This window comes from Azohydromonas caseinilytica (assembly GCF_012927045.1).
GTDB classification, from domain to species: Bacteria; Pseudomonadota; Gammaproteobacteria; order Burkholderiales; family Burkholderiaceae_C; genus Azohydromonas; species Azohydromonas caseinilytica.
The window spans coordinates 605,147-630,454 of record NZ_JABBFW010000001.1 but is presented as its reverse complement, the minus strand read 5'-3'; the positions used below and the strand labels follow the sequence as shown (position 1 = coordinate 630,454).

Sequence of the window (25,308 nt, the reverse complement as noted above, 5' to 3'; positions counted from 1 at the left end):
GCCGGCGCGGACCTCACTTCACCGGAATCACCTGCGAGCGCTCCACCGGCACCACGGTGACGCTGTTCTGCGGCGAGCCCTCGATGAGCCGTTCCGAGTAGGTCAGATACACCAGCGCGTTGCGCCGGGGATCGACCATGCGCACCACGCGCAGCCGCTTGAACACCAGCGAGATGCGCTCGCTGAACATCTCCTCCTGCTGCGGCAGCGGCTTGCCGCCGGTGAAGGCGATGGGGCCGACCTGGCGGCAGGCGATGGAGGCGTTGGACTTGTCCTCGGCGATGCCGATGGCGCCCTTGATGCCGCCGGTCTTGGCGCGCGAGACGTAGCAGGTGACGCCCTGCACCTTCGGGTCGTCGTAGGCCTCGACCACGATCTTGTGGTCCGGGCCGATGAGCTTGAACACGGTGTCCACCTCGCCGATGGGCTCGGCACGGGCCGTGGTGGCAGCAGCCAGCAGCAGCGGGATGAACAGCAGGCGGCGGTGCGGCATGGGTGTCACTCCTGGGTTTCGATCAAGCCGATTGTCACCAGCGCCGGGCGGGCTGCCGGCTTGGGGTACAAGGCCGGGCAGAGGCCGCGCCGGGCCGCTTCGCGGAGAAGGGGCCGCGCGCGGCGCGAAGGACTGCCCCATGAGCGACGAGAACCAGATCTACCTGCCCGATTCCTTCCTGGCGCTGTACCGCGACGCGCGCCAGCGCCTGACCGCGCCGCTGGCCGAGGTGCGCGCGCGCTATGAGCTGTGCGAGGACCTGGCGCAGCAGCTCGACGAGCACGCGCGCAGCCGCAGCATCCACGCGCACGGCTCCGAGTTCGAGCTGCTGCTGCGCTACCACGCCGGACTGGCGGCGCCCGAGTCGGGCTTCAATCCCGCCGAGGCGGCCTGGGTGGTGAAGCGGCTGTCGGAGCTGCTGGGGTGGGAGTGTCCGGATTTGCCGGGGGACCCGGCGCGCGAGGGCTGAGGGCCGGCCTCAGCGGTCCGTGCGCCATTCCGGCGTCTGCGTGCCCCCGCGCAGCAGCTGCTCGTAGGTCGAGATCACCTGCGCCCCGAACAGCAGCACGGTGGCGCCGATCTCCAGGCTCAGCAGCACCACGATGGCGGTGGTCAGCGAGCCGTACACCACGTTCACCCGCGACAGCGTGGCGAAGTACCACACCAGCAGGTGGCGGCTGATCTCCCAGCACACGGCGGCCGTGACGCCGCCGATGAGCGCATGGCGCCACGACAGCCGCCCCACCGGCATGACCATGTAGATGGCGCTGAGCACCAGCACCTCGCCCGAGAAGCCCAGCAGGTACAGCAGCACCGCCGAGAGCCGGTCCAGCGACCACTCGTGGCCCAGCAGCCGCACCGAGTCGCTGCCCAGCGTCTGCAGTGCGCCGGCCACCACCGTGATCAGCAGCAGCCCGAAGCCCAGCGCCAGGATGCAGGCGTAGGGCAGCAGCGCCGACGCCAGGAAATGCCGCCGCCGGATGGCGACGCGGTGGAAGAAGATCACCGACATCGCGTTCTCCAGCACCGTGAAGGCCAGCGAGCTGAAGAACAGCATGGTCGCCAGCAGGAACACGCTGACGGTGTCGCGGTTGCGCAGGAAGGTGTCGAGCTCGGCGATGAAGGGGGCGGACTGCCCCGGCAGCAGCCAGCCCAGGTAGCGCGCCAGCGTCCCGAGCAGCTCGCCCGGGTCCACCAGGTGCGACAGCGCGATCACGCACAGGATCAGCAGCGGCACCAGCGACAGCAGCGCGTAGTACGCCACCGCCCCGGCCAGCAGCAGGCCCTGGTTCTTGCGGAAGGCGCGCACGCACTGGCCGAAGAAGCGGCCCGGGTGGTGCAGGAGTTCGGAGGCGGCGCGCGACATGCGCGCCGTGGAGCAGGGAACGGGCCCGCGATGGGCGTGTCAGCGCAGGTGCGGGATGCTCAATGCGCCACGTCGTGCGGCCCGGCCGGCGTGTCGTCGATGTCGCGCCGGCCGCTGGCGGCGTTGCGGATGACGGATTGCGCAGTCAGGAAGGCGCGGGTCTCGGCCACCGGGTTGCGGCGCGCCTGCGCGTCGTCGCCCGGGGGGATGTGGTTGCTGAGCCGGGCATGGCTCATGCCTTCGAGCAGGCAGCGGCCGGTGACGCGATCCCACAGCCAGTAGAAGCCTTCCAGCAGCGTGACGATCTGCACCGGCGTGGCCGTCACCAGCGTGTGGCGGTAGCCATCGCTGTCGTAGAGGGACTTGGTGACGTCGAGCGGGAGCTTGTTCATGACGGGACGGGGGTACTGCGGGGCCGGACGCTTCCGGCGATGCGCAAGCATGAGGCCGTGCGGCCTGGGGCCATGGCCGGAAAAGCGCGGCCCGGTGCGGGCAGTTTGGCGCTTCCGCGGCGCGCGGGGGGGCCGGGCATGATCGACGGCGTGAACAAAGCCACATTGACTCTCGATCCGGCCTCCGCGGAGCGCGAGGCCGCCCTGGTGCGCATGAAGCGCATCGCGCTGGGCCTGCTGCTGGGGGCGGCCGTGCTGTACGCGCTGGCCACCGTGCTGGGCCACCAGCACCCGGGCTGGCATTACCTGGCGGCCTTCGCGGAAGCCGCGATGGTGGGCGCGGTGGCCGACTGGTTCGCGGTGGTGGCGCTGTTCCGGCATCCGCTGGGGCTGCGCATCCCGCACACCGCCATCATCCCCACCAACAAGGCGCGCATCGGCCGCAACCTGGCCAACTTCATCTGCAACAACTTCCTGGGCACGCCGCAGGTGCTGGCCAAGGTGCGGGAGTTCGACGCCGCCAGCCGGCTCGCGGGCTGGCTGGCCAATCCGCGCCACGCCGAGCAGCTGGCCGAGCACCTCTCGGCTGCGGCGCGCTACCTGCTGTCCACGCTGGACGACGAGCGCGTGCGCCACTTCCTGCGCAGCACGGTGCTGGCGAAGCTGGAGCAGCTCGACGTCTCGGCCCTGGCCGGCGAGATGCTGGCGCTGCTGACGGCGGAGCGCCGCCACCAGGCGCTGCTCGACGAGCTGCTGCGCCAGCTCGCCGCCCTGCTGGAGGACGAGGGCATCCAGGAGAAGGTGGCGGAAATCGTGGCCTCGGAGCTGCGGGTGCTGCGCGTGATCGGGCTGGACGCCGTGGCCGGGCGCATCGCCACGCGCAAGCTGATCTCGGCGCTGGGCACGCTCACGGCCGAGATGGGCGCCGAGCCCGACCACCCGCTGCGGCTGCGCTTCGACGATTTCATGGCGCACAGCATCGAGCGGCTGCGCGAGGACCCGGCGCTGCGCCAGCGCGGGCGCGAGCTGCAGAGCGAGTGGCTGCGCCACCCGGCGCTGGCGCAGTACCTGCACGGGCTGTGGGACCAGCTGCTGCAGTGGCTGCAGGCCGACCTGCAGCGCTCGGAGTCCACGCTGCGCGCGCGCGTGGCCGAGGGCGCGCGGACGCTGGGCCAGCGCCTGCAGGGCGACGCGGCCATGCGCGAGTGGATCAACGCGCAGCTGATGCAGGCCGCGCCGAAGTGGATCGAGCGCTACCGCGAGGACATCCGCGCCTACATCGTGGCGCGCGTGGACGCCTGGCAGACCGAGGAGCTCACCACCGAGCTGGAGCGCAACATCGGCCGCGACCTGCAGTTCGTGCGCATCAACGGCACGCTGGTGGGCGGGCTCATCGGGCTGCTCATCCACACGCTGACGGTGGCGCTGGGAGGGTGAAAAAACACAGCGCCCGCCGCGGGCCGCGGGGCCTGCGGCGGGCGCTGGTCAAAATGCGGCGGCCCCTGGAACACGCCGCATCCGTTGCACTCAGCGGTAGTACACGTGCTCGCCGTTGGCGGCCTTCCAGCTCTGCTCGAAGTGGGCCGCGTCCTCGGCGCTGCGGGGCTTGACGCCCATGAGGATGCCGCCCTGCTTGATGCCTTCCTCGTAGTGCTTCACGCGCTCCTCGGGGATGCCCCAGCCGATGAGAGCGCCGATCAGGCCGCCGCTGGCCGCACCCGCGCCGGCACCGGCCAGCGCCGCGGCGATCGGGCCGGCGATCACCACGCCCAGGCCCGGGATGGCCACCGAGGTGCCCACCGCCGCCACGGCCGCCGCGATGGCGCCGATCGTGCCGCCGATCGCACCGCCGATGCCCGCGCCCTCGGCGGCCTTGTTGCCCAGCTCGGTCTGCGTGCCCGTGGTCGTGTCGGTGCTGAAGTGGCGCTTGCGCGTCTCGTCGGACATCACGAGGTTGAGGTCGTCCTTGGTGTAGCCGCGCTCGTGCAGGGATTGATAGGCGCGCTCGGCGCTGTCGCGATCGCGGAACAAGCCGGTGACGTACGGGGTGTCTGCCATGTTGGACTCCTGTTGCAGTTGCGGTGAGGGCGCCGCCCGATGCGGCGCCGGCCCAGGCATTCAGCAAGCCACGCGCCCGTCCCCCGTGCCCGCACGTGCCCGGCGCCGGCGTGACGGAGTGCATGGCGCCGCCGGCGCGCGGCCTCAGCAGCGCTGCGGACGCGCCCGACAATCCTCACAAGTCCGCGCGCCGCGTGGGTTTTTCAGCCTTTTCAGCTTTTCACCGTCCGCGCCACGCCATGAGACCGACCCCCCTGCAGCTGTACTTCCTCGGCCTGGCCGCGATCGTCACGGGCGCCTGGGGCATGGACGCCAGCGGCTCGATGTGGCCCATGGCCTGCGGCGCCTCCACCGGGATGATGTGCACCGCCCCGCTGGTGCGGCAGTTGCTGGAGCGCTGGCGCGCGCGCCGCGCGCGCTGACGCCGCCTCCACGGCGGCCAACCCCGCCCTGACCGGTGTTTTTCCCGGGCCGTTGCGGCACGGGGGTTGCCGAACCGCCTCCAACAAGGCCCGGATGGCCCATATCGGAGGAGCATGGTTCGCGCAGGCGTGCTGCTGTGTGTCGCGCTGCTGCAGGGCGCTTCAGTCCTGGCGGCGGCGCCGCCGTCCCCACCGGCAGCCGCCTCGGCCCCCGCGCCCGCCGAGCATGAGGCCGAGGGCGAGTGGCCCATGGCCGCGCGGGACCATGCCAACACCCGCTTCAGTCCGCTTTCGGACATCACGCCTGCCAACGTGGCGCGGCTGCAGCCGGTGCTGGAGCGCCCCACCGGCGCCGAGCGCGGCCACGAGGCGGCGCCGCTGGTGGTGGGCGCGACCCTGCTGGTGGTCACGCCCTATCCCAATGAGCTGATCGCGCTGGACCTGTCCCGGCCCGGCTTCCCGGAGAAGTGGCGCTACAAGCCGCATCCCGACGCCGCCGCGCAGGGCGTGGCCTGCTGCGACGTGGTGAACCGCGGCGCGGCCTACGCCGACGGGCGCGTGTTCTTCAACACGCTGGACGGGCAGGCCATCGCCGTCGAGCTGGAAACCGGCCGGGAAATCTGGCGCACGAAGCTGGCCGACATCCGCCGCGGCGAGACCATCACCATGGCGCCACTGGTGGTGCGCGGCAAGGTGCTCATCGGCAACTCCGGCGGCGAGTACGGCGTGCGCGGCTGGCTGGTGGCGCTGGACGCCGCCAGCGGCAAGGAAGCCTGGCGCGCCTGGAGCACCGGGCCGGACAAGGACGTGCTCATCGGCCCGGCCTTCAAGCCCTTCTACCCGCAGGACCGCGGCCCGGACCTGGGCGAGCGCAGCTGGTCCGGCCAGGCCTGGAAGCAGGGCGGCGGCAACGTCTGGGGCTGGGTGTCCTACGACCCCAAGCTCGATCTCCTCTACTACGGCACCGCCAACCCCGGGCCCTGGAACCCCGAGCAGCGCCCAGGCAGCAACCACTGGACCAGCGGCGTGTTCGCGCGCCGCCCCGACACCGGCGAGGCGGTGTGGTTCTACCAGTGGAGCCCGCACGACCTGCATGACTACGACGGCGTCAACGAGAACGTGCTGGTGGACCTGCCCATCGGCGGCGCGCAGCCGCGCCCGGTGCTGCTGCACCCGGACCGCAACGGCTACCTCTACGTGCTGGACCGCGCCACCGGGCAGGTGCTGTCGGCCGACCCCTTCGCGGCGGTGACGACCAGCCTGGGCGTGGACCTCAAGACCGGCGCGCTGCGCTACGAGCCGTCCAAGGAGCCGCGCACCGGGCGCGTCATGCGCGACATCTGCCCGCCCTCGCCCGGCGCCAAGGACTGGCAGCCCTCGGCCTGGTCGCCGCGCACGCGGCTGCTCTACATCCCGCACCAGAACATGTGCCAGGACGCCGTCACCTACGCGACGAGCTACATCGCTGGCACGCCCTACGTCGGCGCGGACGTGCGCATGAAGCCCGGCCCCGGCGGCCACCGCGGCGAGCTCAGCGCCTGGGACCCGGTGGCGCGCAAGGAAGCGTGGACGATCAAGGAAAACTTCCCGGTGTGGAGCGGCGCGCTGGCCACCGCCGGCGACGTGGTGTTCTACGGGACCATGGACGGCTGGTTCAAGGCCGTGGACGCGCGCAGCGGCAAGGAGCTGTGGAAGCACAAGACGCCCTCCGGGATCATCGGCCAGCCGGTGAGCTTCAGGGGGCCCGACGGGCGCCAGTACGTGGCCGTGCTCTCCGGCGTGGGCGGCTGGGCCGGCGCCATCGTCTCGGGCGACCTCGACCCGCGCGACGGCACCGCCGCCAAGGGTTTCGTGAACGCCATGCGCGACCTGCCACAGGCCACGCGCAAGGGGGGAGCGATCCATGTCTTCGCGCTGCCCAAGTGATTCCAGCCTTCCTTGGGTCGCCCAACGACCCGTTCGCACTGAGGTATCGAAGTGCGAATCCGGGAGGCTGCGATGGCTGCACCACGGCAGGGGCCGTTCATCCTTCGATACCTCAGGACGAACGGAATACATCACCGATTGCGGGAAACGGGAGCAGCCCGCCTTTGTGTGTCGTGATCGGCGCCCGCGCCTGCCCCACCTCCTGCTCGCCGCCGCGCTGTGTATGGGCGGCGTCGCGCGCGCCGAAACGCCGGCGCCGGCGCTGCGCGTGTGCGCCGACCCGGACAACCTGCCGTACTCGCACCAGGACGGCAGCGGCTTCGAGAACCGGCTGGCGCAGTGGCTGGCCGAGGAACTGCGCCGGCCGCTGCAGGTGACGTGGGTGCCGCTGCAGCGCGGCTTCGTGCGCAAGACGCTGCGCGAAGGGCGCTGCGACGTTTTGCTGGGCGTGCCCGTGGGCCTGGAGCGGGTGGCGACCACTCGGCCCTACTACCGCAGCGGCTACGTGTTCCTGTCGCAGCCGCTGGACGGGCACCCGCTGTGCGGCTTCGACGATGCACGGCTGAAGAAGCTGCGCATCGGCGTGCAGCTCCCGGGCGACGGCGCCGCCACGCCGCCGGGCCAGGTGCTGGCGCAGCGCGGCGCGGTGGAGCACGTGCGCGGCTTCGAGCCGCTGGGCGAGCAGCCCTCGGCGCAGCGCGCGGTGCAGGCGCTGGCGGCGGGCGAGATCGACGCCGCTGTGCTGTGGGGCCCGCCGGCCGGGTACTTCGCGCGCCGCGCCGGCGTGCCGCTGGTGCTCACGCCCGTGCGCGGGGCGGTGCCGGGGGCCCTGTCGCCCTTCGCCTTCGACATGGCACTGGCGGTGCGGCCGGCCGACACCGCGCTGCGCGCGGAGCTGGACACGGCGCTGGCGCGGCTGCAGCCGCGCATCGACGCGCTGCTGGCGCGGTACGGCGTGCCGCTGCTGCCACGCTCCACCGAGGAGGAGCCGCGATGAGACCCCTGCTGCTGGCCGTGCTGGTGTTGAGCGCCGCGCTGGGCGCCGGTTGCGAGCGCGAACGGCGCCGCCCCGACATGCCGCCCCAGCCGCCGGGCCAGCCCGTGCCGCGCACCACCAGCCTGCACGTGGGGCCGGCGGTTGGGGCGCCGGGCGATGCCGCGGCGCTGGTGGCGGCGGCGTCCGCGTCCAGTGCCGAGGCCGCGCCGGCGCCGGCGATGCAGGCCTCGATGGCGCAGATCGACCGCGCCGCGGCGGCGGCCTCCGACGCCGTGGCCGCCATCGCGCCGCCGCCGGGCTTCGAAGAGAACGCCTACGCGGTGTCGCAGGGCAAGCGCTGGTACCGCTGGTTCAACTGCAACGGCTGCCACGCCAACGGCGGCGGCGACAGCGGCCCGCCGCTGATCGACGACCAGTGGCGCTACGGCGGCAGCGCCGCGCAGATCGTGGCCACGCTGCGCCAGGGCCGGCCCAACGGCATGCCGTCCTTCGAGGGCCGGCTCAGCGACCAGCAGTTCTGGCAGCTCGCGGCCTACGTGCGCTCGATGAGCGGCCAGCTGCGCACCGACGTCGCGCCCGGGCGCAACGAGGGCCTGAGCGGGCCGCTGCCGGAGCAGCGGCGCGACGACGAGACGCCGCGGCCGGAAGCGCCGCCGAGGGCGAGGTGAGGGAATGAAGCGCAGCCCGTCGATGCCCCACGCGCCTACCGCGCCGTCGGCTTCCCCTCGCCCGCGCAGCGGGAGAGGGGCAGGGGTGAGGGCAGAAGCTCGGCGTGTGGAAGCGTCGGCGTGTGGCTGCAACCCTCACCCCAGCCCCTCTCCCGCCGGGCGGGAGAGGGGAAGGCTGCACCTGGGCCTTGCCGGGCAGGCTTGGCTGAGCCCATTCCTCCTGCTCCCCGCCACCGCCTTCCCCCAATCCGCCCCCCAGGACGCCTTGTCCCCCGCCGGCCCGCAGGCCGCGCGGGTGTTCGAGCTCGGCCAGCTCTTCTTCTGGACCTGCAGCGCCGTGCTGGTGCTGGTCGTGCTGGCCACGCTGTGGGCACTGTGGCGCGCGCCCAAGGCGGATGCGCGCACGCCGGCGCCGGGCAACGTGCCTCCCGAACCCGGCCGGCGCCGCGCGGTGAACGTGGCGCTGGGGCTGTCCATCGTCGGGCTGCTGCTGCTGATCGCGGCCAGCGTGTTCACGGATCGCGCGCTGGCGCGGCTGCCGCTGCAGGGTGCCGTGCACATCGAGCTCATCGGCCACCAGTGGTGGTGGGAGGCGCGCTACGACGACCCCGACCCCTCGCGCGTGTTCACCACCGCCAACGAGCTGCACATTCCCGTGGGCCGGCCGGTGATCCTCACGCTCAAGGGGCAGGACGTGATCCACAGCCTGTGGCTGCCCAATCTCGGCGGCAAGAAGGACCTCATTCCCGGCCGCACCGCCACGCTCACGCTGCAGGCCGACCGCCCCGGCACCTACCGCGGCCAGTGCGCCGAGTTCTGCGGCCTGCAGCACGCCTGGATGGCGCTGCTGGTGGTGGCGCAGGACCCGGTGGGCTTCGACGCCTGGGCCGAGGCCCAGCGCCAGCCCGCCAGCGCGCCCACCGACGCGCTGCGCCTGCGCGGCCAGGCCGTGTTCATGGGCAGCACCTGCGCCATGTGCCATGCCATCCAGGGCACCGACGCCAACGGCAACCAGGCGCCCGCGCTCACCCATGTCGGCAGCCGGCGCACGCTGGGCGCCGGGCGCATGCCCAACGACGCCCAGCGCCTGGCGGCCTGGATCACCAATCCCCAGGACTTCAAGCCCGGCACCAACATGCCCGCGCACGCCTTCTCGCAGGACGACCTGCAGGCGCTGGTGGCCTACCTGCAAGGACTGAAATGAGCGCCGTGCTGCCGCCCTCCGCCTCCCCCGTGGCCCGCGACGGCGGGCACCCGGCCGGGGCCCCGCCGGTGCTGGGCAGCGTCCCGCCCACGGCGCAGCAGGCGGCGCTGCTGCACGCCACCTGGTCGGACCCGCCGGGCCTGAGCGGCTGGCTCAGCGCCATCAACCACAAGGCCATCGGCCGGCGCTTCCTGGTCACGGCCTTCGGCTTCTTCATCGTCGGCGGGCTGCTGGCGCTGTGGATGCGCACGCAGCTGGCGCGCGCCGAGAACGGGCTGGTCGGGCCGGACCTCTACAACCAAGTCTTCACCATGCACGGCACGACGATGATGTTCCTCTTCGCCGTGCCGGTGATGCAGGCGGTGTCGGTCTACATCACGCCGCTGATGGTGGGCGCGCGCTCCATCGCCTTTCCGCGCATGAACGCCTTCGCCTACTGGGTCTACCTGTTCGGCGGGGTGATGCTGTTCATCGCCTTCTTCAGCAACACCGGCGCCGATGCCGGCTGGTTCGCCTACGTGCCGCTGTCGGGGCCGGAGTATTCGCCGGGCAAGCGGGTGGACTTCTGGGCGCAGATGATCACCTTCACCGAGCTGTCGGCGCTGCTGGAGGCGGTGATCCTCGTCACCACGGTGTTCAAGCTGCGCGCGCCGGGCATGACGCTGAATCGGCTGCCGCTGTTCGTGTGGGGCATGCTGGTGACGGCCTTCATGGTGATGTTCGCCATGCCGGCGGTGATGCTGGCCAGCACCTCGCTGATCACGGACCGGCTGGTGGGCACGCATTTCTTCAACCCGGGCGAGGGCGGCGACCCGCTGCTGTGGCAGCACCTGTTCTGGTTCTTCGGCCACCCCGAGGTCTACCTGATCTTCATCCCCGGCCTGGGTTTCGTCAGCACCATCGTGGCGACCTTCGGGCGGCGCCCGGTCTTCGGCTACCCGGCCATGGTGCTGGCGCTCATCGCCACGGCCTTCATGGGCTTCGGGCTGTGGGTGCACCACATGTTCGCCACCAACCTGCCCGAGATGGGCAAGAGCTTCTTCACGGCGTCGAGCATGCTCATCGCCATCCCCACGGCCATCCAGATCCTCTGCTGGATCGCCACGCTGGCCGGCGGCAAGCTCAACCTCAAGACGCCGCTGCTGTACGTGCTGGCCTTCTTCTTCATCCTGGTGCTCGGCGGCCTCACCGGGCTGATGCTGGCCTCGGTGCCGCTGGACCTGCAGGTGCACGACACGTACTTCGTGGTCGCGCACCTGCACTACGTGCTGCTGGGCGGCGCGGTGTTCCCGCTGCTGGGCGCGGTGCACTACTGGTGGCCGCTGATCACCGGGCGCATGGCCAGCGAGCGCCTGGGCCGCTGGAGCTTCTGGCTGCTGTTCATCGGCTTCAACGTGACCTTCTTCCCGATGCACCTGCTGGGGCTGGAAGGCATGCCGCGACGCGTCTACACCTACCCGGCGGATCGCGGCTGGGACGGTTTGAACCTGCTGGCCACGCTGGGCGCCTACCTGCTGGCCGCGGGGCTGCTGGTGATGCTGTTCAACCTGTGGCGCAGCTACCGGCACGGCGAGCGCGCGGGCGCGAACCCCTGGGGCGCGGGCACACTGGAGTGGGGCTCCACCTGCCCGCCGCCGGCGGCCAACTTCGACGCCCCGCCGGTGGTGCACGGGGCCTACCCGCTGTGGATGCCGCCGCAGCAGCCCAGCCAGGTCGCGGGGCTGGCGGTGGACCGGCGCGAGCAGCTGGTCACCACCGTGCTCGATGCCGTGCCCGACCACCGCGCCAACTTCCCCGAGCCCACGCCCTGGCCGTTCTGGAGCGCGGTGGCCGTGACGCTGTGCTTCGTCTGGTCCATCTTCACGCCCTGGGGCGCGGTGTACGGGCTGATCCCGGCCGCCATCGGGCTGACGCTGTGGTTCTGGCCCCGGCGCCGCGAAACGGCCAAGCACCTGGCCGTGGAAAGGGCACCGCGATGAAGATGGGCCGCCAGACCGAGCTGGCGCGCGCGCGCGTGGACGGCGCGGCGCTGGACGTGTCGCACCTGCCGAGCTTCGGCTTCAGCCACCGCAGCCTGATGTGGTGGGGCACGCTGGGGCTGATGGCCATCGAGGGCACGGTGTTCGCGCTGGCCATCGGCGCCTATTTCTACCTGCGTGCCTTCGCCTCGCGCTGGCCGATGGAGGACCAGCCGCCGGCGCTGCTGTGGGGCACGGTCAACACGCTGCTGTTCCTGGCGAGCCTGTGGCCCGCCCACTACGCCAAGCGCGCGGCCGAGGCGCTGGACCTGCGCAAGGTGCGCCTGGGCCTGCTGATGACCAGCGCCGCCGAGCTGGCGATCCTGGGTGTGCGGGCGCTGGAGTTCCAGACGCTCAACTGCCGCTGGGACGGCAGCGCCTACGGCTCCATCGTCTGGATGCTGATGGGCCTGCACACGCTGCACCTGATCACCGACGCCTACGACACGCTGGTGCTGACCGTGCTCATGCACACCGGCCCCATCGAGGGCAAGCGCTACGTGGACGTGAGCGAGAACTCGCTTTACTGGTACTTCGTGGTGTGGAGCTGGCTGCCGCTGTACGCCGTGATCTACGGCGTGCCGCGGCTGGGCTGAGGGGCGACAGATGGGCTGGATCGCGCTGCTGCTGGGGCCGCTGCTGGTGCTGGGCGACCTGGGCCTGACCTACTCGCTGATCGGCCCGGGCTGCAACCTGCAGCAGGGCTCCATGCTGCACCTGCCGATGGCGGCGAGTCTCATCCTGTGCCTGGGGCTGACGCTGTGGGCGGCGCGCACGCTGCGGCGCACGCGCCAGGCGCAACCCGTGCCCGGCCCCGGCGGCGCGGACCCGGACGCGGCGCAGGAGCGTCGCCGCTTCGTCGCCTGGCTGGCCGTGACCCTGGGCGCGCTGTCCTGCCTGGTGATCGCCGCGATGTGGCTGCCGGTGGCGGTGCTGTCGCCTTGCACGGTGTGAGGCCGGGCAGCGCAGGGCCCGTGATCGGAGCCCGGATGGCCGGGATGCCAGTGTCCCCCGCCCTCGAAAGCGGGAGAGGACAGGGCTGGTGGCGTGGGGGACAAGCCCGGGACCTGACGGTTCCCCAGCGCGGCGGGCCTACGGCCGCCGCGGTGTCGAAGCCCCCGTAGCGGAAGCCCCTTCTTCACTCTGCGCCTTCGGCACCGCCTCCACCGGCTCCAGCCGCCGCAGCTGCAGTTGCGCCAGCGCCTCGTACAGCGGGCGGCTCATCTGGCGCGAGATCAGGCTGGCGAGCATCGAGGCCGCCATCAGGCTCAGCACCATGGTGTGGCCGGCCACCATCTCCATGACGATGATGAAGGCGGTGATGGGCGCCTGCGTCACCGCCGACAGGAACGCGGCCATGCCCATGGCGATCAGCGCCGAGGACAGCTCCGGGCGCTGCAGCAGCCAGGCCACGTCGTGGCCCACGCCGGCGCCGATGGACAGCGAGGGCGCGAAGATGCCGCCCGGCACGCCTGACCAGGCCGACAGCCAGGTGGCGGCGAATTTCAGCAGCACGAACAGGCCCGGCTGGTGCGCGGTGCCACCGTCGCCCTCCAGCAAGGCGCGCGTGTGCTCGTAGCCGCTGCCGAAGGTGGCGCCGCCGGTGGCCGCGCCGATGACCGCCACCGCCAGCGCGCAGCCGGCGGCGAAGCGGATCGGCCAGCGCTGGCGCCAGGCGCTGAATCGGTCGGCGCCGCCGGCCATGGAGGCGATCATCAGCCGCGCGAACAGCCCGCCCAGCAGCGCCGCCGCCACCGTGACCAGCAGCCCCGGGCCCAGCAACTCCCAGCCCAGCGCGGGCACGCGGATCACGCCGAAGTAGGCGAGATTGCCGAACACCGACACCGCGATCAGGCCCGCCAGCACGATGGCGGCGATGAGCAGGCCGCTGCTGCGCTGGTTCAGCGTGCGCGAGAGCTGCTCGATGGCGAACAGCACCCCGCCCAGCGGCGTGTTGAAGGCGGCGGCCACGCCGGCCGCGCCGCCGGCCACCAGCAGGCCGTGCGCGCTGATGACGGTGCGCGCCGACAGCCAGCGCCGCGCCGCCAGCATCACCCCGGCGGCCACCTGCACCGACGGCCCCTCGCGGCCGATGGACAGCCCGGCCAGCAGCCCTGCCGAGGACAGCAGCACCTTGGCCACGCTGATCCTGAGCGACACGAACAGCCCGTAGCGCTCGGGCGGCGTGGCCGTATCCAGCGCCGCCATCACCTGCGGGATGCCCGAGCCGCCCGCGCCGGGCAGCCAGCGCCGGGTGAATCCCACGATGGCCGCCGCGCACAGCGGGCCGGCCACGAACAGCGCCCAGGGCGCGTGCGCCCACAGCAGCCCGAACAGGTGCAGCGCCTGCTGGGTGAGCAAGGTGAATCCGACCACCAGCAGCCCGGCCAGCGCGGCGGCAGCCAGCACGACGGCGCGGTCCAGCCACGACCGCCACCCCACCAGCTCGGTGCGCAGGTTGTGGAGGATGTCGGGTTCGTGGTGCTGCATGGGTTGTGACGGTGGCGGGACGCACTGCTGCGGCGCATCGACAAGCACGACCCGCAGGCCGTGCCCGCGGCGAGCAAGGTCCGAGCCCGTGGGCTCAGCCCGTTGCGCGGGACGGGACCGTGTGCCGAAGCGCGATGCGGGGCGTCGATGGTGTGCCGAATCTGCGGGCGTGAAGTTGTGGGGAACCACAGGGGCGCAGGGGGCGGGTGCCGTCGCCTGTCGGGCACACGCACGGCGCTGTCACAGCCGGGTCGGCCGGCGGTGGCACGCTATTGGCTGCTCATCCCTGCCACGAGGCCACGCGCCCATGAAAATCCGTTTCTTCCTCCTCGTCGCCGCTGCCGTGGGCGCCGTGGGGCTGCTGGCCGCGCTCGTCCTGCATCCCGGCCACCCGCCGGCGCCGCGCCCGCTGCTGCGGCCCGACGACACGCGGGTGGTGATGCGGGGCGAGCGCCTGTACCAGGCCCACTGCGCCAGCTGCCATGGCGCCAACCTGGAAGGCCAGGCCGACTGGCGCGAACCCGGCGCCGACGGCCTGCTGCCCGCGCCGCCGCACGACCAGGGCGGCCACACCTGGCACCACCCCGACGAGCTGCTGCTGCGCATCACCAAGTACGGCGTGGCCAAGGCCGCCGGGCTGCCGGAGCACAAGTCCGCCATGCCGGCCTTCGAGGGCGTGCTCAGCGACGAGGAGATCGTGGCCGTGCTGTCGTGGATCAAGTCCAAGTGGCCGGACGCGGTGCGGGAGAAGCACGACAAGATCAATGCGCAGTACAGGGCGGCGCAGCGGCCCTAGGAAACCGCCAGCTCGGAAGTCAAGGCCGCTGCTGTTGTTCTCCCTCGCCACCAGCCCTCACCCCTGCCCCTCTCCCGCTGCGCGGGCGAGGGGAAGCGGCGCATTGGCCTTTCGGGCTTCAGGTTACCGGCGGGCCGGGGGCAGCCCCGCCGCTGTCGCCGCCTCACTTCGCCCCGGCCGTCTGCTCCTGCGTGCTGCCTCGCTGCGCGGGCGAGGCGGCAGGCGCCTGGGCCGTTTCCTCGGCTTTTCCGCTGGTGTAGGTCGGCTGCTGCCGGTGCTCGCCCGGCGCGGGCTTGCCCGGCAGCGGCGGCAGGGCGCGCGCCTTCTCCACGTCGATGCCCGCGACCTCGGCCACGCGGCGGCCGTAGTCCTCGTCGCAGTGCAGCAGGTGCCAGACCATGCGCAACTGGATCACCTCGGGGCATTCCTTGAGGTCGCCGCCGACGTTGGCGATCAGGTCCTCGCGCTCCCAGTCTTCGAAGGTGCGGTAGCGCTCGCCGGCCTGCCGGTAGTCGTCGGCCGTGCGCGTGGTCTGGTAGCGGCCCAGGTGGCCTTCGACCCACTGGTGGTAGTCCTTATCGGGCTTCGGCGCTTCCTGCAGGCCGCCGAGGTTGCTGGGCTCGTAGTTGAGGTGCTTGTCCTCGCCGCCGCCGTCCACGCAGTAGGTCATCTGGCCGTCGCGCTGGTTGGTGCGGGCCCGGGCCTGCTCCTGCGGCGCGTTGATGGGCAGCTGCAGGTAGTTGGGGCCGACGCGGTAGCGCTGGGTGTCGGAATAGGACAGGGTGCGGCCCTGCAGCATCTTGTCGTCGGAGAAGTCGATGCCGTCCACCAGCACGCCGGTGCCGAAGGCCGCCTGCTCGGTCTCGGCGAAGACGTTGTCCGGGTTGCGGTCCAGCACCATGCGGCCCACGGGCCGCAGCGGGAACTGGTCTTCCGGCCAGCGCTTGGTGTCGTCCAGCGGGTCGAAGTCCAGCTCGGGGTGCGCGTCGTCGCTCATGAGCTGCACGCAGAACTCCCATTCCGGGCAGTCGCCGCGCTCGATGGCGTCGTAGAGGTCGCGCGTGGCGTGGCCCACATCCTTGGCCTGGATCTCGGCGGCCTGCGCGGTGGTCAGGTTGCGCACGCCCTGCCTGGGCACCCAGTGGAACTTGCACAGGTGCGCCACGCCCTGGTCGTTGACCAGCTTGTAGGTGTTGACGCCCGAGCCCTCCATCTCGCGGTAGTTGGCCGGGATGCCCCAGGGGCTCTTCACCCAGGTCACCATGTGCAGCGCCTCGGGGTGCAGCGAGACGAAGTCATAGAAGCGCCAGGCCTCCTGCCGGTTCGTCACCGGGTCGGGCTTGAAGGCGTGGATCATGTCCGGGAACTTGATGGCGTCGCGGATGAAGAAGATCTTCAGGTTGTTGCCCACCAGGTCCCAGTTGCCGTCCACGGTCTTGAATTTCACGGCGAAGCCGCGCGGGTCGCGGGCGGTCTCGGGCGAGTCCTTGCCGCCGATGACGGTGGAGAAACGCACGAACACCGGCGTGCGCACGCCGGTCTGCGTCAGCACCTTGGCGCGGGTGTAGGTCGTGGCCGGCTCGTCGCCGATCTTGCCGTAGGCCTCGAACCAGCCGTGGGCGCCGGTGCCGCGGGCGTGCACCACGCGCTCCGGAATGCGCTCGCGGTCGAAGTGGGTGATCTTCTCGATGAACTGGTAGTTCTCCAGGGTGGCCGGGCCGCGCTCGCCCACGCTGCGCAGCGACTGGTTGTCGGAAACAGGATGGCCCTGTCGGGTCGTGAGGGTGGGTCGCGGGTTGCTGGTGTCGCTCATGGTGGTCCTTCTGCGGCGATGAAGGGAAAACGGAGCATCAGCAGAGGCAAATGAGGCGCCGACAAGGCGTCAGGGTTTCATGGACAGGAAGAGAAGGGGTTGGGCCATGAGCAAGACGGCGCAACGGAATCAGGACTACGAGGAACAGGCGGTCGAGGGCGGCGTGCCGATCAAGATGTGGACGCGCGGCGTGCCGGTGGAAGAGCAGGCGCGGCAGCAGCTGGCCAACGCGGCGAGGTTGCCCATCGTCTTCCGCCACATCGCGGCCATGCCCGACGTGCACCTGGGCATCGGCGCCACGGTGGGCTCGGTGATCCCGACGGTGAAGGCCATCATCCCGGCCGCGGTGGGCGTGGACATCGGCTGCGGGATGATCGCCGCGCGCACCACGCTCACGGCGCAAGACCTGCCGGACAACCTGGGCCCGCTGCGCAGCGCCATCGAGCACGCCGTGCCGCATGGCCGCGCGCCCGGCAGCCGCGACCCCGGCGCCTGGCGCGAGGTGCCGCCGCCGGTGGACGCGGCCTGGGCCGCGCTGGCGCCGGAGTTCAAGGCGCTGTGCCGCGACCACCCCAGGCTGGAGAAGACCAACCAGCGTACGCACCTGGGCACGCTGGGCACGGGCAACCACTTCATCGAGGTCTGCCTGGACGAGAGCGATGCCGTGTGGTTCATGCTGCATTCGGGCTCGCGCGGCGTGGGCAACGCTATCGGCAGCCACTTCATCGAGCTGGCCAAGCAGGACGCGATGCGGCACCAGGCCAACCTGCCCGACCGCGACCTGGCCTACCTGGAGGAAGGCTCACGCTACTTCGGCGACTACGTGCGCGCGGTGGGCTGGGCGCAGAAGTTCGCGGCCACCAACCGCGAGCTGATGATGAAAGCGGTGGTGGCGGCGGCGCGCAAGGTGATCCGCAAGCCCTTCGAGGTGCAGGCGCAGGCGGTGAACTGCCACCACAACTACGTGCAGCGCGAGCGCCACTTCGGCGAGGAGGTCTGGGTCACGCGCAAGGGCGCGGTGAGCGCGCGCGAAGGGGAGCTGGGCATCATCCCGGGCAGCATGGGCGCGCGCAGCTTCATCGTGCGCGGCAAGGGCAACCCGGAGAGCTTCAACAGTTGCTCGCACGGCGCCGGGCGCACGATGAGCCGGGCGGAAGCGAAACGCCGCTTCACCGTGGCCGATCAGCGCGCCGCCACCGAGGGCGTGGAATGCCGCAAGGACAAGGACGTGATCGACGAGATCCCGCACGCCTACAAGGACATCGGCGCGGTGATGGCGGCGCAGGAGGGGCTGGTGGAGGTGGTGCACACGCTGCGGCAGGTGGTGTGCGTGAAGGGGTGAGGGCGCTGCCTCACTCCATCGCCCGCATCCGCCCCAGCACCATCGGGCCGCTGAAGAAGGGCGGCAGCGGCTGGCCGCGGCGCTGCAGGTCCTGGCGGTAGGCGTGCAGCATGTCCCAGCGCGAGTAGGGCTCGGCGCGGCCCGACAGCGCCACCGACAGCCGCGTGACCCAGCTATGAGTCTGCGAGGGCGGGGCGCCGGCGGGCGTAAGCAGCATCCAGGCCGCCAGCCCCAGCACCAGCGTGCGCGGCGCGTGCAGCGGCGGGGCATGCATGACGCGCAGCGCCGCGACGGCGGCGGCCAGGCCCAGCGCGAAACCCAGCACCGCCTCCACCGGCGAGTGCGCCATCACCTGCACGCGCGACCAGGCGATCAGCGCCGCCAGCGCGATGCCCACGCCCATCGCGGCGGCCTGGCGGCGCGGGCCGCGGTCGGCCACCAGCACGCGCAGCAGCACCGGCAGCACTGCGGTGGAGAACATGGCGTGGCCGGAGATGCCGGTGTAGTTCAGCGGCGCGTAGCCGATCTCCCAGCCGAAGAAGGCGAGCTTGGTGAGCGTGGTCAGCAGCGCCGCCACCGCCGTGCAGGCCCACCACACCAGCGCCGCGCGCGGCTTGTGCGAACGCAGCATCAGCCACAGCGAGGTGGCCAGCATGGCGGGCAAGAGGATCTGCGCCTCGCCCAGGCGCGTCAGCAGGTTCCAGAAAGCTTCGGACATGGCAGCCGCGCGGCGCGCGGTCGGGAAGTCGGACCGCGGCGCAGCTTACTGGAGGCTCCCGACGTACCGGCCAAAAACCTCGGGGTTTCCCCCTACACGAACCGGCCGGCGCGGAAGTCCTCCACGGCCTGGAAGATCTGCTCGTTGCTGTTCATCACGAAGGGGCCGTACTGGGCGATGGGCTCGTTCAGCGGCCGGCCGGCGATGAGCAGCACCCGCGCGCCCTCGGGCCCGGCCTGCAGCCGCACGCCGTCGCTGTCGGCGTCGTTGCGCAGGATCGCCATGCGCTGCAGCGGCACGTCGGTGTCGCCGATGCGCAGCGCGCCGCGATAGACGTAGGCGAAGGCGTTGTGCGCGTCCGGCAGCGCCTGCGCGAAGGCGGCGGCTGGCGGCAGGTGCAGGTCCAGGTACAGCGGCTCGGTGCGCTCGCGCTGCATGGCCCCGGCCACGCCATGGCTGGCGCCGGCGATGACGCGCACGCGCACGCCCTCGGCGGTCTCGAACTCCGGGATCTGCTCCGAGGCGATGTCCCAGTAACCCGGCTCGCACAGCTTCCGGTCGGCCGGCAGGTTCAGCCACAGCTGAAAGCCTTCCATGCGGCCTTCCTCCTGCTCGGGCAGCTCGCTGTGCACCAGGCCGCGGCCGGCGGTCATCCACTGCACGCCGCCGTTGGCCAGCAGGCCCTCGTGGCCGGCGCTGTCGCGGTGGCGCAGGCGGCCGGCGATCATGTAGGTCACGGTTTCGAAGCCGCGGTGCGGGTGGTCGGGGAAGCCGGCGATGTAGTCGTCAGGGTTGTCGGTGCCGAAGGCGTCCAGCATCAGGAAGGGGTCGAGCCGGCGCTGCAGCGGCTGCGTCAGCACGCGCGTGAGCTTCACCCCCGCGCCGTCGCTGGTCGGCATGCCGGCGACCAGGCGTTCGACGCTGCGCGGTTGGCGGACGGTGTCGGGAGTCGAGGTGGTGTTCATGCCAACCACTGTAGGCGGCGCCCGCGGCGCCCGCATTGCGCCGGGCTGCATGCCGGGTTGCAGGGAATGCAAAGGGCCGCCCGGAGGCGGCCCTTGGTCTTTGTGGCTGTGGCGGCGGCGCTCAAATGCCCAGGAGCTTCTTGGCCTCGCCCAGCTTCTGCATCGACTCGTCGTGCTTGCCGGCCTTGTGCGCGGCCTCGCCCTCGGCGCGCAGCTGCTTGACCTTGGCCATGTCGGCCTCGGCCAGCGTGGGGCTGGTGGCGAGCTTGGCGTCGATGGCCTTCATCTCATTGGGGCAGTTGTGCGCCAGGGCCAGGCCGGCGGCGCCGGCCAGCGCCAGGGTGAGCAGAACTTTCTTCATCGCGAACCTCCTTGGCGGTCGCGGCACGGATGCCGCCGCGCGATGGTGCGCCGCGCCCATGGCGGCTGTCCAGGGCGCGGCGGCCGTGCCGATCAGCGCACCGGCGGCGTGGTGGGCTTGGCGCCGGGCTCGTCCGGCGCGTAGGCCGAGTGCAGGTGCGCGGGCTGCAGGGCGCGCTTGCGCAGGCGGATGTTGAGCATCTCCACCACCAGCGAGAAGGCCATCGCGAAGTAGATGTAGCCCTTGGGCACGTGGTGGCCGAAGCCCTCGGCCAGCAGCACCACGCCCACGGCCACCAGGAAGGACAGCGCCAGCATCTTGATGGTCGGGTGGTCGGAGACGAAGCGGCCGATGGGGCCGGCGAAGACCATCATCATCCCCACCGAGGCGATGACGGCGGCGATCATCACCGCCACCTCGTCCACCATGCCCACGGCGGTGATGATCGAGTCCAGCGAGAACACCAGGTCGATGACCATGATCTGCAGGATCACGGCGCCGAAGCTCGCGGCCACGCTCTTGGACTCGTGGCCCTCCTCGCCTTCGAGCGACTGGTGGATCTCGCCGGTGCTCTTCCAGACCAGGAACAGGCCGCCGAGGATCAGGATCAGGTCGCGACCCGAGATCTCCTGGCCCAGCACCGTGAACAGCGGCTCCACCAGGCCCACGATCCACGCCAGCAGCAGCAGCAGCCCAATGCGCATGAACATGGCCATGAACAGGCCCAGGCGCCGGGCGAATTCGCGCCGCTCGCGCGGCAGCTTATCGACCAGGATCGAGATGAAGATGATGTTGTCGATGCCCAGCACCAGCTCCAGCGCGGTGAGCGTCAGGAAGGCAATCCAGGCTTGCGGGTCGGTAAGCAGTTCCATCAGCAGGTCCTCGTGGCGGGTCGTGGTCGTCGTGGGAGCAGGTTGCGGGCCAAGAGTTTCAGGGCGCCTGCGGGGTGGCCGTTCCAGGCTGCCGCGTACCGGCACGCCGGCGCCGGGGTTCCGCTTGGCCGCGTTGCCGCCCCGGCGCCATTTCGCGCATGATCGACGCGCTTTTTCCAACCCCGGACCTGCGGGTCCGCCTGTTAACACCGATGCCAAACAAGCCTGCCGCGCCGCCGCGGCGTGACCGGCGCCGTGCCGCGGCGCTGCTGCTTTCCTCGGGCCTGTGGCCGGCCTGGCCGGCGCTGGCAGCCATCGCCCAGTCCCGCGCCCAGGCGGCGCCCGCCGCGCCCAATGGCCCGCCGGCCCCGGCCGCGCCGGAGGATGCCGCCCCCGCCGCCGAGGGCGGGCGCTGGGTGCATGCGCTGGCCGCCTTCGGCGAGCCCAAGTACCCCGAGAGCTTCACGCACTTCGAGTACGTGAACCCCGATGCACCCAAGGGGGGCGTGCTGCGGCTGCGCAACCCCGACCGACGCACCAGCTTCGACAAGTTCAACCCCTTCACCATCCGCGGCAACGCGCCGGCAGGGGTGGGGCTGTTCATGTTCGAGGGCCTGTGCACCGCCTCGGACGACGAGCCACAGACCATGTACGGGCTGCTGGCCGAGCGTTTCCTGGTGGCGCCGGACAAGTCCAGCATCACCTTCCGGCTGCACCCCAGGGCGCGCTTCTACAACGGCGACCCGGTGACGGCGGCCGATGTGAAGCACAGCTTCGACATGCTCACCAGCAAGCAGGCCTCGCCGGCGCTGGTGCAGGCCTACGCGCCGGCGGGGCCGGTGACGGTGCTGGACGAGCGCACGGTGCGCTTCGGCATCAAGGACCGCAGCACCGACACGCTGTTTCTGGTCGGCGGGCTGCCGGTGTTCTCGCGCAAGTGGGGCCTGGAGAACGGCAAGCTCAAGCCCTTCGACCAGATCATCGGCGAGTACCCCATCACCACCGGCCCCTACACCATCGGCGCGGTGGACATGGGCCGGCGCATCGAGTTCAAGCGCAACCCGGACTACTGGGCCAAGGACCATCCCGCGCGCCGCGGCTGGTTCAACTTCGAGCGCGTCGTCTACCGCATGTACAAGGACGGCGCCGTGGCGCTGGAGGCCTTCAAGACCGGCGAGTACGACATCTACAAGGAGTACAGCTCGCGCGCCTGGGTGCGCCAGCACCGCGGGCCCAAGTGGGACGACGGGCGCATCGTCAAGAAGTCGTTCGAGACCGCCACCGGCCAGGGCCTGCAGAGCCACCAGTTCAACACCCGGCGCCCGCTGCTGCAGGACCGCCGCGTGCGCCAGGCGCTGGGGCTGGCCTACGACTTCGAGCGCCTCAACCGCTTCGGGCTGCTCAAGCGCGCCTACAGCGTGTTCAACAACTCCGAGTTCGCGGCCGAGGGCCTGCCCTCGCCGGGCGAGCTGCGGCTGCTGGAGCCCTACCGCCGGGAGCTGCCGCCCGAGGTGTTCGGGCCCGCGTACCGCCCGCCCAGCAACGCCGGCGGCGCGGCCGACCTGCGCCGGCACCTGCTCCAGGCGCGCGCCCTGCTGGAGCAGGCGGGCTGGAAGCTCGCGCCCGACGGCAAGGTGCGCAACGCCCAGGGCCAGGCGCTGGAGCTGGAATACCTCAACCCCGGCGAGACCGGCGGGCGCATCACCGACTGGCAGAAGAACTGCGAGAAGCTGGGCATCACGCTCAAGGAGCGCAACGTCGATTTCGCGCTCTACCGCAACCGGCTGGAGAACTACGACTTCGACATCATCACCATCGTCGAAGGCAAGTTCTCGCTGCCCAACGCCGCGGGCTACATCACCAGCTACGGCTCGCAGGCCGCCGACGAGAAGGGCAACGACAACTTCCGCGGCATCAAGAGCCGGGCCATCGACCACATCCTGGCGGTCATGGGCAAGGTGAAGACGCTGGCGGAGCTGCGCGACTGCTGCCGCGCCATGGACCGCATCGTGATGTGGAATCACTACCAGGTGCCCGACGTCTACGTCTCGGCGGAGCGGGCCTCGTACTGGGACCGCTTCGGCATCCCGCCCAAGCAGCCGCTGTACTTCAGCATCGACACCGCGGGCGACCACACCGCGTGGCCGATCATGTGCTGGTGGAACAAGGAGCGCCGCTGAATGCTGGGCTACATCCTCAAACGACTGCTGCTGATGATCCCCACGCTGCTGGGGGCGCTGACCATCACCTTCATCGTCATCCAGTTCGTGCCCGGTGGGCCGGTGGAACAGCTCATGGCCGAGGCGCGCGCCACTCAGAAGGGCGGCGACAGCGACGCCTACAAGGCCGGGCGCGACAGCGACGCGCGCCAGATCGCCGAGCTCAAGAAGCTCTACGGCTTCGACAAGCCCGCGCATGTGCGCTACGTCGAGATGCTGGGCCAGTTCGCGCGCTTCGACCTGGGCAAGAGCTTCCTGCAGAACAAGGACGTGTGGCAGCTCATCAAGGAGAAGCTGCCGGTGTCGATCTCGCTGGGGCTGTGGACCTTCTTCATCTCCTATCTGGTGTCGATCCCGCTGGGCGTGGCCAAGGCGGTGCGCGAAGGCACGCGCTTCGACGTGGTCACGACCATGGCGGTGCTGGTGGGCTACGCCATTCCCGGCTTCGTGCTGGGCGTGCTGCTGATCGTGCTGTTTGCCGGCGGCACCTTCTTCGAATGGTTCCCGCTGCGCGGGCTCACTTCCGACAACTGGGAGGAGCTGGCTTGGCCGGCGCGCATCGCCGATTACCTCTGGCACCTGACGCTGCCGCTGATCTGCCTGGTGATCGGCAGCTTCGCCGTCATGACCATGCTGACCAAGAACACCTTCGTCGAGGAGATGCGCAAGCAGTACGTGCTGGTGGCGCGCGCCAAGGGCCTGTCGCAGCGGCGCGTGCTCTACAAGCACATCTTCCGCAATGCGCTGATCCCGCTGGTGACGGGCTTCCCGGCGGCCTTCATCGGCGCCTTCTTCGCCGGCTCGGTGCTGATCGAGACGCTGTTCTCGCTCGACGGGCTGGGGCTGCTGGCCTATGAATCCGTGGTGCGGCGCGACTATCCCGTCGTGCTGGGCTCGCTCTACCTCTTCACCCTGATCGGCCTGGTGGTGAAGCTGATCTCGGACCTGCTGTACGTGGTGGTCGATCCGCGCGTGCAGTTCGGCAGCGTGGGCAAGTGAGGCGCATGGCATGAGCTCTCAACCGATCGTGCCCGGCGTCTCCGACCGCGGCCCCGCCACCCCGTCCACGCCCGCGGCGGCGCAGGGCGGCGACCGGCCCGTGGACCTGCTGGTGCAGCCGCCCGTGGGCGAGGCCGCCGACACGGCCGTCGCGCCCGCAACCGCCCCGGCGTACCGCTCGCCCAACCAGCGCGCCTGGGCCCGTTTCAAGCGCAACCGGCTGGGCTACGTCTCGCTGTGGGCGTTCATCGCGATGCTGGTGTTCGCCACGCTGGCGGAGCTGGTGAGCAACGACCGCCCGCTGGTGGCGCGCTACGCGGGGCAGTGGTTCTTCCCCGTGTTCAGCAACCCGCCGGAGACGGCGCTGGGCGGCGACTTCGCCACGCCCACCGACTGGAAGGACCCGTTCATCGCCGCGCAGTTCGACCAGCCCGGCAACTGGCGGCTGACCACGCTCAATCCGCACTCCGCCGTCTCCACCGACTACTTCTCCAAGGAGCCCGACCCGGCGCCGCCGGGGGCACGCAATTGGCTGGGCACCGACAGCCAGGGGCGCGACATGCTGGCGCGGCTGCTCTACGGCTTTCGCGTGAGCATCTGGTTCGCGCTGGCGCTCACCGCCGTGGGCACGCTGCTGGGCGTGCTGGCCGGCGCGCTGCAGGGCTACTTCGGCGGCAAGCTGGACCTGACGCTGCAGCGCGTCATCGAGGTCTGGGGCGCGGTGCCGGAGCTTTACCTGCTGATCATCTTCGCGTCCATCTTCGAGCCCTCGCTGCTGCTGCTGCTGATCCTGCTGTCGCTGTGGGGCTGGATGGGGCTGTCGGACTACGTGCGCGCGGAGTTCCTGCGCAACCGCGCGCTGGACTACGTCAAGGCGGCGCGGGCGCTGGGCCTGAGCAACCGGCAGATCATCTTCCGCCACGTGCTGCCCAACTCGCTCACGCCGGTGATCACCTTTTTACCCTTCCGCATGAGCGCGGCGATCCTGTCGCTGACCTCGCTGGACTTCTTGGGCCTGGGCGTGCCGCCCACGGTGCCCTCGCTGGGCGAGCTGCTCAACCAGGGCAAGGCCAACCTCGACGCCTGGTGGATCATCGTCCCGACCTTCGCCCTGCTGGTGGTGACGATGCTGCTGCTGACCTTCATCGGCGACGCGCTGCGCGACGCCTTCGACACGCGCAAGTCATGA

General features: G+C 71.1%; 25 protein-coding genes. 15 read left to right on the top strand and 10 right to left on the bottom strand.

What is annotated here, in order from left to right; all coding sequences use genetic code 11:
* Window positions 1–13: 13 nt before the first annotated feature.
* Complete coding sequence (locus tag HHL10_RS03030; RefSeq protein ID WP_169158827.1) at window positions 14–493, bottom strand: CreA family protein; 480 nt, start codon at window positions 491–493, stop codon at window positions 14–16.
* A 139-nt stretch (window positions 494–632) separates the two neighbouring features.
* Here HHL10_RS03030 and HHL10_RS03025 point away from each other — a divergent pair, with 139 nt between their 5' ends.
* The gene (locus tag HHL10_RS03025; RefSeq protein WP_169158826.1) at window positions 633–962 is read left to right on the top strand and encodes a hypothetical protein; all 330 of its coding nucleotides are present in this window, start codon (window positions 633–635) and stop codon (window positions 960–962) included.
* Between the two features lie 9 nt (window positions 963–971).
* Here HHL10_RS03025 and HHL10_RS03020 read toward each other — a convergent pair whose 3' ends face one another.
* Both HHL10_RS03020 and HHL10_RS03015 read right to left on the bottom strand, forming a co-directional pair.
* The gene (locus HHL10_RS03020) at window positions 972–1,859 is read right to left on the bottom strand and encodes a YihY/virulence factor BrkB family protein (protein WP_169158825.1); all 888 of its coding nucleotides are present in this window, start codon (window positions 1,857–1,859) and stop codon (window positions 972–974) included.
* 59 nt (window positions 1,860–1,918) lie between these two features.
* Window positions 1,919–2,251, bottom strand: coding sequence for a hypothetical protein (locus tag HHL10_RS03015; RefSeq protein WP_169158824.1), 333 nt, complete (start codon window positions 2,249–2,251; stop codon window positions 1,919–1,921).
* Between the two features lie 150 nt (window positions 2,252–2,401).
* On the opposite strand from HHL10_RS03015, the gene HHL10_RS03010 reads away from it, so the two are divergent.
* On the top strand, window positions 2,402–3,688 hold the full coding sequence (locus HHL10_RS03010) for a DUF445 domain-containing protein (protein ID WP_310734513.1): 1,287 nt from the start codon (window positions 2,402–2,404) through the stop codon (window positions 3,686–3,688).
* A 90-nt stretch (window positions 3,689–3,778) separates the two neighbouring features.
* Here HHL10_RS03010 and HHL10_RS03005 read toward each other — a convergent pair whose 3' ends face one another.
* Window positions 3,779–4,309, bottom strand: coding sequence for a hypothetical protein (locus HHL10_RS03005; protein WP_169158823.1), 531 nt, complete (start codon window positions 4,307–4,309; stop codon window positions 3,779–3,781).
* Between the two features lie 239 nt (window positions 4,310–4,548).
* Between HHL10_RS03005 and HHL10_RS03000 the strand changes: the two genes are divergently transcribed.
* The 8 genes from HHL10_RS03000 (at window position 4,549) to HHL10_RS02965 (ending at window position 12,498) form a co-directional block, all read left to right on the top strand.
* Entirely contained in the window at window positions 4,549–4,731 is a 183-nt protein-coding gene (locus tag HHL10_RS03000; RefSeq protein ID WP_169158822.1) for a hypothetical protein, read from the top strand.
* Between the two features lie 114 nt (window positions 4,732–4,845).
* Window positions 4,846–6,657 (top strand): methanol/ethanol family PQQ-dependent dehydrogenase, encoded by a 1,812-nt coding sequence (locus tag HHL10_RS02995; RefSeq protein WP_169158821.1) that lies wholly within the window; start codon window positions 4,846–4,848, stop codon window positions 6,655–6,657.
* 223 nt (window positions 6,658–6,880) lie between these two features.
* Window positions 6,881–7,654: a quinoprotein dehydrogenase-associated putative ABC transporter substrate-binding protein gene (locus HHL10_RS02990; RefSeq protein WP_235971008.1), complete on the top strand. Its 774-nt coding sequence runs from the start codon at window positions 6,881–6,883 to the stop codon at window positions 7,652–7,654.
* Window positions 7,651–8,322 carry a c-type cytochrome gene (locus HHL10_RS02985; RefSeq protein WP_235971006.1) on the top strand — a complete coding sequence of 224 codons (672 nt, stop codon included), beginning with the start codon at window positions 7,651–7,653 and terminating at the stop codon, window positions 8,320–8,322. The genes HHL10_RS02990 and HHL10_RS02985 overlap by 4 nt, the downstream gene beginning before the upstream one ends.
* A 265-nt stretch (window positions 8,323–8,587) precedes the next feature.
* On the top strand, window positions 8,588–9,526 hold the full coding sequence (locus tag HHL10_RS02980; protein WP_235971003.1) for a cytochrome c oxidase subunit II: 939 nt from the start codon (window positions 8,588–8,590) through the stop codon (window positions 9,524–9,526).
* Window positions 9,523–11,505, top strand: coding sequence for a cytochrome c oxidase subunit I (gene ctaD / locus HHL10_RS02975; protein ID WP_169158819.1), 1,983 nt, complete (start codon window positions 9,523–9,525; stop codon window positions 11,503–11,505). Before HHL10_RS02980 ends, ctaD begins: the two co-directional genes overlap by 4 nt.
* 2 nt (window positions 11,506–11,507) lie before the next feature.
* Entirely contained in the window at window positions 11,508–12,140 is a 633-nt protein-coding gene (locus HHL10_RS02970; RefSeq protein ID WP_169158895.1) for a cytochrome c oxidase subunit 3, read from the top strand.
* A 10-nt stretch (window positions 12,141–12,150) separates the two neighbouring features.
* Entirely contained in the window at window positions 12,151–12,498 is a 348-nt protein-coding gene (locus HHL10_RS02965) for a hypothetical protein (protein ID WP_169158818.1), read from the top strand.
* 138 nt (window positions 12,499–12,636) lie between these two features.
* Here the strand turns inward: HHL10_RS02965 and HHL10_RS02960 are convergent, their stop codons facing one another.
* Complete coding sequence (locus HHL10_RS02960; protein ID WP_169158817.1) at window positions 12,637–14,034, bottom strand: chloride channel protein; 1,398 nt, start codon at window positions 14,032–14,034, stop codon at window positions 12,637–12,639.
* A gap of 307 nt (window positions 14,035–14,341) precedes the next feature.
* Here HHL10_RS02960 and HHL10_RS02955 point away from each other — a divergent pair, with 307 nt between their 5' ends.
* Window positions 14,342–14,830, top strand: coding sequence for a c-type cytochrome (locus tag HHL10_RS02955; protein ID WP_169158816.1), 489 nt, complete (start codon window positions 14,342–14,344; stop codon window positions 14,828–14,830).
* A 163-nt stretch (window positions 14,831–14,993) separates the two neighbouring features.
* Here HHL10_RS02955 and HHL10_RS02950 read toward each other — a convergent pair whose 3' ends face one another.
* Entirely contained in the window at window positions 14,994–16,643 is a 1,650-nt protein-coding gene (locus tag HHL10_RS02950; protein WP_169158815.1) for a catalase, read from the bottom strand.
* A 106-nt stretch (window positions 16,644–16,749) separates the two neighbouring features.
* On the opposite strand from HHL10_RS02950, the gene HHL10_RS02945 reads away from it, so the two are divergent.
* Window positions 16,750–17,985, top strand: a complete 1,236-nt coding sequence (locus HHL10_RS02945) for an RtcB family protein (protein WP_169158814.1) — start codon at window positions 16,750–16,752, stop codon at window positions 17,983–17,985.
* Window positions 17,986–17,995: 10 nt separating this feature from the next.
* On the opposite strand, the gene HHL10_RS02940 is transcribed toward HHL10_RS02945, so the two are convergent.
* From HHL10_RS02940 to HHL10_RS02925, 4 genes are all read right to left on the bottom strand, one after another.
* Window positions 17,996–18,703: a phosphatase PAP2 family protein gene (locus tag HHL10_RS02940; RefSeq protein ID WP_169158813.1), complete on the bottom strand. Its 708-nt coding sequence runs from the start codon at window positions 18,701–18,703 to the stop codon at window positions 17,996–17,998.
* A 92-nt stretch (window positions 18,704–18,795) separates the two neighbouring features.
* Window positions 18,796–19,668 (bottom strand): pirin family protein, encoded by an 873-nt coding sequence (locus HHL10_RS02935; RefSeq protein WP_169158812.1) that lies wholly within the window; start codon window positions 19,666–19,668, stop codon window positions 18,796–18,798.
* A 121-nt stretch (window positions 19,669–19,789) separates the two neighbouring features.
* On the bottom strand, window positions 19,790–20,029 hold the full coding sequence (locus HHL10_RS02930) for a PA2433 domain-containing protein (protein ID WP_169158811.1): 240 nt from the start codon (window positions 20,027–20,029) through the stop codon (window positions 19,790–19,792).
* Between the two features lie 92 nt (window positions 20,030–20,121).
* On the bottom strand, window positions 20,122–20,904 hold the full coding sequence (locus HHL10_RS02925) for a TerC family protein (RefSeq protein ID WP_169158894.1): 783 nt from the start codon (window positions 20,902–20,904) through the stop codon (window positions 20,122–20,124).
* Between the two features lie 209 nt (window positions 20,905–21,113).
* Here HHL10_RS02925 and HHL10_RS02920 point away from each other — a divergent pair, with 209 nt between their 5' ends.
* The 3 genes from HHL10_RS02920 to HHL10_RS02910 are packed head-to-tail and all read left to right on the top strand — an operon-like array spanning window position 21,114 to window position 25,308.
* On the top strand, window positions 21,114–23,081 hold the full coding sequence (locus tag HHL10_RS02920; RefSeq protein WP_169158810.1) for an extracellular solute-binding protein: 1,968 nt from the start codon (window positions 21,114–21,116) through the stop codon (window positions 23,079–23,081).
* Window positions 23,082–24,119 (top strand): microcin C ABC transporter permease YejB, encoded by a 1,038-nt coding sequence (locus HHL10_RS02915; RefSeq protein WP_169158809.1) that lies wholly within the window; start codon window positions 23,082–23,084, stop codon window positions 24,117–24,119. It begins immediately after the preceding gene.
* A gap of 10 nt (window positions 24,120–24,129) precedes the next feature.
* Window positions 24,130–25,308 (top strand): ABC transporter permease, encoded by a 1,179-nt coding sequence (locus tag HHL10_RS02910; protein WP_169158808.1) that lies wholly within the window; start codon window positions 24,130–24,132, stop codon window positions 25,306–25,308.